The organism is Parendozoicomonas callyspongiae (assembly GCF_023502345.1).
GTDB classification, from domain to species: domain Bacteria; phylum Pseudomonadota; class Gammaproteobacteria; order Pseudomonadales; family Endozoicomonadaceae; genus Sansalvadorimonas; species Sansalvadorimonas callyspongiae.
The window spans coordinates 1-4,670 of the sequence record NZ_JAMFLX010000059.1 but is presented as its reverse complement, the minus strand read 5'-3'; the positions used below and the strand labels follow the sequence as shown (position 1 = coordinate 4,670).

Annotated in this window: 4 protein-coding genes and 1 pseudogene; 2 read left to right on the top strand and 3 right to left on the bottom strand. The window is 46.1% G+C overall.

Annotated features, from left to right (window positions below):
- The 3 genes and pseudogenes from M3P05_RS20070 to M3P05_RS20060 form a co-directional block, all read right to left on the bottom strand.
- A pseudogene (locus M3P05_RS20070) lies at positions 1 to 261 on the bottom strand (hypothetical protein); the annotation flags it as partial.
- A gap of 314 nt (positions 262 to 575) precedes the next feature.
- Positions 576 to 1,640, bottom strand: a complete 1,065-nt coding sequence (locus M3P05_RS20065; protein ID WP_249701910.1) for a Fic family protein — start codon at positions 1,638 to 1,640, stop codon at positions 576 to 578.
- 39 nt (positions 1,641 to 1,679) lie between these two features.
- Positions 1,680 to 2,054, bottom strand: coding sequence for a hypothetical protein (locus M3P05_RS20060; protein ID WP_249701909.1), 375 nt, complete (start codon positions 2,052 to 2,054; stop codon positions 1,680 to 1,682).
- Positions 2,055 to 2,688: 634 nt separating this feature from the next.
- On the opposite strand from M3P05_RS20060, the gene M3P05_RS21145 reads away from it, so the two are divergent.
- Together M3P05_RS21145 and M3P05_RS20050 are read left to right on the top strand one after the other, a co-directional pair.
- A complete protein-coding gene (locus M3P05_RS21145; RefSeq protein ID WP_249701908.1) occupies positions 2,689 to 4,266 on the top strand; it encodes a DNA/RNA non-specific endonuclease in 1,578 nt (525 codons plus the stop codon).
- A 5-nt stretch (positions 4,267 to 4,271) separates the two neighbouring features.
- Positions 4,272 to 4,661: a hypothetical protein gene (locus M3P05_RS20050; RefSeq protein ID WP_249701907.1), complete on the top strand. Its 390-nt coding sequence runs from the start codon at positions 4,272 to 4,274 to the stop codon at positions 4,659 to 4,661.
- The last annotated feature ends 9 nt before the right edge of the window (positions 4,662 to 4,670 follow it).

Here is a 4,670-nt window from a genome sequence, read left to right as displayed (position 1 = left end):
ATCAAAACTGATGTTATGGGCCACCAGTACGCGACACCGGTTATATTCTGTCAGGAATTTATCAAGCGCCTGATGAATGGGCACACCTTTCGCCATGGACTCTTCCTGACTGAATCCGTTATCAATCCAGAATTTCTCTGTTGGAATTGTCCAGCCATCGGGCTTTATCAGCTCGTTGTATTCTGTCATTTCATGACCATTGTCGTCGAATACAAGATAGGCAAGCTGAATAACTCTGGGCCAGTTTTCAACATCTGACATGGGAGCTTTCCAGTTTCGCGGCAGGCCTGTGGTTTCCGTATCGAATATCTGGATCACGTGATTGTTTCCATCTTCCAATTCACACAGTATCCCTTTATACCACAATGCTATCTTCTACTCTCTTATCTCCAGAAATGGTGTAACTGTAACTCTTCAGCAACAAAACTTGTGATACAAGCACTGAACTCGGGAAAAGCGTTTTAAACGGCACTGGAAATCAGGAGCACCAACCAAAAGAGTACATTAACCAATTTTTAACCTGGTCGGTTACTTGGTCGCAAACCGGCAATTTTAAAGGGAGGTGTCGCCTCAGCTTACAATTTTATATATGCCATGCCCTTATGACTCAAGCGGTAGGTCTGTTTCGGGCTATTCGGGCGCTCGGGGTAGCTCATCATAATCAGCTCGCTTTCCAGTGCCGGACCCAAATAGCTTTTTCGAAAGCTGGGGCGGTGTTTCAGCTGCAGCCTCTCCATCAGTTCTTTTGAACCCAGAGCCTGCTCACTTGCAGAAAACAGCACAGTCAGTAACTTTTTAACTTGATCGGTTACTTGGTCGGTTACTTGGTCGGTTACCTGATCGTTAGCTTGCGTATTATGCTTCCCAGCTAGCGGCTCTGATGCCAAGGCTTCCGTTAAAGCCTGTTCCAGCGTTCTCAACATAAACGCAATAAAGGGAGTTGCATCACAGGCTTTATCAGATTCACGCAGAGCTGAATAATAATCATTCTGTTGCTCCTTGATCAGCGTTTCCACTGGCAAATAGGCCAAAGCGGACCTCCAACGGGACAGTATAAGGGTCTGCCAAAACCTTCCTAACCGGCCATTACCATCCGAAAATGGGTGAATAAACTCAAACTCGTAATGAAAAATACAACTGGAAATCAATGGGTGAACATCATTTGTCTCCAGCCAGGCCAGCAATTCGCCTACAAGACGAGGAACCTGTGATGCCGGAGGTGGCATATGAACAAGTTGGTCTTCACGGTATATTCCAACGCCACCAGAACGCCAACTCCCTGCTTGCTCTGTTAAACCGAACATAAGCAATTTGTGGGTTTGAAGAAGATCCTCTACCCGTGAGGGCACCAGATCTGCCAGGGTATCGTAAGCCGCAAAGGCATTCTGCACTTCCTGGATTTCCTTCGGGCTACCCAGCACACGCTTACCATCCAGCAGTGCTGTCACCTGCTCAACCGTCAAAGTGTTGTGTTCAATAGCAAGGGATGCCTGAATTGTGCGAACCCGGTTGCCTCTACGCAGTTGAGGTGTTAGCTCTGTAGCCTGCCCGGCACTGTAGCGCCCCAACATCTCACTAATATTGGCAACTGCTGTCAGTATTTCACTGGTAATCGTAAATGGTGGCTGATATACGGGCATGATGAACGGTGACTATTCCTGTATGTTCCTTCTACCTTACTACAGAGTCTCATCAAGAAGGTGAAGATTTCTGCCTACTCGCTTCAAGTCACGGATAGCTGCTTGTTTTGTGGCAATCTTCAAAGGTCTGTCTCGATCGACAAAGCTATCCAAAATATCCCCAACAGAGCGCTTGGTATGGGTAAACTCAAGAGTGCCAAAAGGGGTTTTGTACTCACCTTTGCGTCCAGTGGTCATGATCGTTAGCCTGACCACCCGACGGAGAATACTGTTCTTCACCAAGCGCGCCAAGCCAGCCTGAAATGCCTTGGGGCGATCTTCAAAAAAGATCTTCGCCAGATCCCGTGTGGTAAAGACCAATTGTCCTCCTCGATCCAAGCCTGAAAGCTTTTTAATAGCACTGACCTGATCCATGACCAAACTTATCTTCACAGAAATGCTATGAATTCATGGTATACCTGTACACTTAAAGCAAGCAATTTGTAGCCAAATAAGGGAAAAGAAGACTCCAAACCCACATTCATTTTGTGGGTCAGTTGTGAGGGAACGGGTTAAAAAGCAGTTTGTTCGCCACGCTTATATCCCCATACACTGCCATTTTCCTCCTCTACAGAAGACGTATCTTAAATTATCTCCCTGAAATACCCCTGTTTACTGCGCACTTTTGCGAGAACCGACTGTTTTGTTCGTTTCCCACAAAAACATCATTTTTGCCTGTTTATCGGGTTTCTGGTGCTCCTGGCTCTTAAACTGGGAGGTAAGAGCAAAACTGACCCCCGTTTTTTCTCTATAAGATCATTGAGTTATAACGGCGATATACGACGATGCTTGCGGTTTGTATGATCGTGTACCTAAGCATATATGCCGAAAAAACACCCCCGCCTCTTCAGCCACCGTTCTTATTTGAAGATAGAAAGTCACTGCGCGCTCTGGTTAACAACCCCCATTTCTGATTCAATGCCTGCAAACACGGCAGTATCTCGATCAACATCACCAATAAAGAGCTGTCTCGGCCTCGCCACAGAAAGAAGAATAAAGGGCGTGAAACGTGTTTCAAACGGACTTTCAGGACATTTTTCTCAAGAATATCCATGGTATGCAGTTCCTGCTATCCCGACAGGCATTTGCGTACGGATACAAACGCCTGGATCTTGATGATTTCAATGTTGGCCACTTTCTCTTTGAACTGGACACCTTCTCCCTGCAAAGGCTTGAAAGCCAGTTTCCTGCAGAGTCTTCTGCTTCTGGTTTCCAGAGCTCTACCGAGAGAATCACAAGTTATCTCCGGACAGGTCAGATCAAGGTTTTTCACGTCGACTTTGAAGCCGAGCAACGAAAAAGAAAACTCGAAGCCACCTATACAGAGATCCGCAGCCACCTGAATCAGATCATCGCTGCGGAAAGAGCTGAAGCTGCTCAACTTGAGCAGATACACAAGCAACGTTCAAAACTTGAAAAGGCCGCTGCCCATGCAAGCCATGCGGGCAAAGGATTACTTGCAGCTGGAGAGTCTTTCTTATCCTGGACAAAAGAGATCTATGACGTTGTTGCCATCCACAAGCAGGTGGAGCGCATCGGCAAGGCGGCGATAACCACCGTTCGCACCAGTGCTTTTGAAGAGTGGGGAGCAACTTTTTACAGCACCTGGAGAGAGGCCGAATACCGAGAGCTAATAGAAGCCCTGGGATTTGATCCTTCCAAGATCAATCCGGAGATATTTGCCAAAGCCTGGGATATGGCAGTTTTCCTTTGGGAGGATGAACCTAGCCAAGCTCTAATCACCCAGTTTGCCAAAGACTATGCCCGCGCCCAACACAGCCTTGAAGTAGCAGAACTGGCTGGTTCAGCTGCGTTTGAAGTGCTGCTGACTATTGTATTGATTGTTGCAACTGGAGGCACCGGTGCTGTTGCCAGCCTGGCCAGCAAGCCTCGATTAGTTGGTAGATTTCAGAAAGTCGGCAAGCTATTTGAGCGAATAGTTGACCTTAAGCCAGGCAAGAAAAGGCCTGGCAGACCACAAGCCTGGCAAACCCGGGAAAGTACTGGGTCATCACAATTAAAATCATATGAAACAGAAGGCAAACCTCATCAGCCATCTGATCCACCAAAGTCCAAGAAACCACCCAAGCGCACCAAAGTTACAAAGACTTATGGTTCCAACAAGGCTACCTGGACACTTGACGAATCTGGCAGACCAATTTCTGTTGAGGCTAAGCTCGACTCTACGTATAACTCTCCCCGCTCAGCTGACGAGAAAGGCATACAACGCACTATTGGAGGAGATGAGCGCTTGCCTGATGATGACGGGGGGCATATTGTTGGTCACAGATTTATGTCTGACCAGGGTGAGAAAAATCTGTTCCCACAGAACTCCAATCTGAACCGTAGCGCATACAAGAAGATGGAGAATGAGTGGGCCGACTGGACCAGTGAAGGTTTTGAAGTTCAATTAAAGGTTGACCTTCATCCACCAGGTTCCGAAAGACCTACGGACATAGTAGCTAAATACAGCGTTATTAATCCCAGAACAGGTAAACCCGTTTTTAAACGTAGAGAACGCTTTAATAACTCTGCAGGCGAGACTTTTGAAAGAGTAACCAAGTCTGATATGAGAAGCTACAGGTAAACGACATGATAAATGATCAAGTAATCATGGAAATTGGCTCCATGATACTAAGGTGTGAAGATGTTATTGAACATAATTGGGACTCCCTCTCTTTTGTTTTTGATCTTTCAGATGGACATATCGCAAACAGTGGATTTATCTATATTGGAAACGAAGTTGTTCCCGCAACTGCAGAAATCGATAGCCACCCTCTTTTATTAGATGACCAAATCATCGCGTTTAGAAAGCTCGTCGCAGATCAATGTGGTCAGAATTTTAAACAGCTACTTGTTCAAATGGAGAATAACTCCAAACGAATTAAAATTGATTTTGAATTTGATGACTCTTCGCGCTGGTCTATTACCCCGTCACGTCTGAAAGAAATGAGAGAAAAGCTTCGCCCTGTATTTGTTTAGGTGTTTAAG

Coding starts and splice junctions, on each gene's coding strand:
- M3P05_RS20065 (WP_249701910.1), bottom strand. CDS start 1,640: ATGCCCGTATATCAGCCACCATTTACGATTACCAGTGAAATACTGACA.
- M3P05_RS20060 (WP_249701909.1), bottom strand. CDS start 2,054: ATGGATCAGGTCAGTGCTATTAAAAAGCTTTCAGGCTTGGATCGAGGA.
- M3P05_RS20050 (WP_249701907.1), top strand. CDS start 4,272: ATGATAAATGATCAAGTAATCATGGAAATTGGCTCCATGATACTAAGG.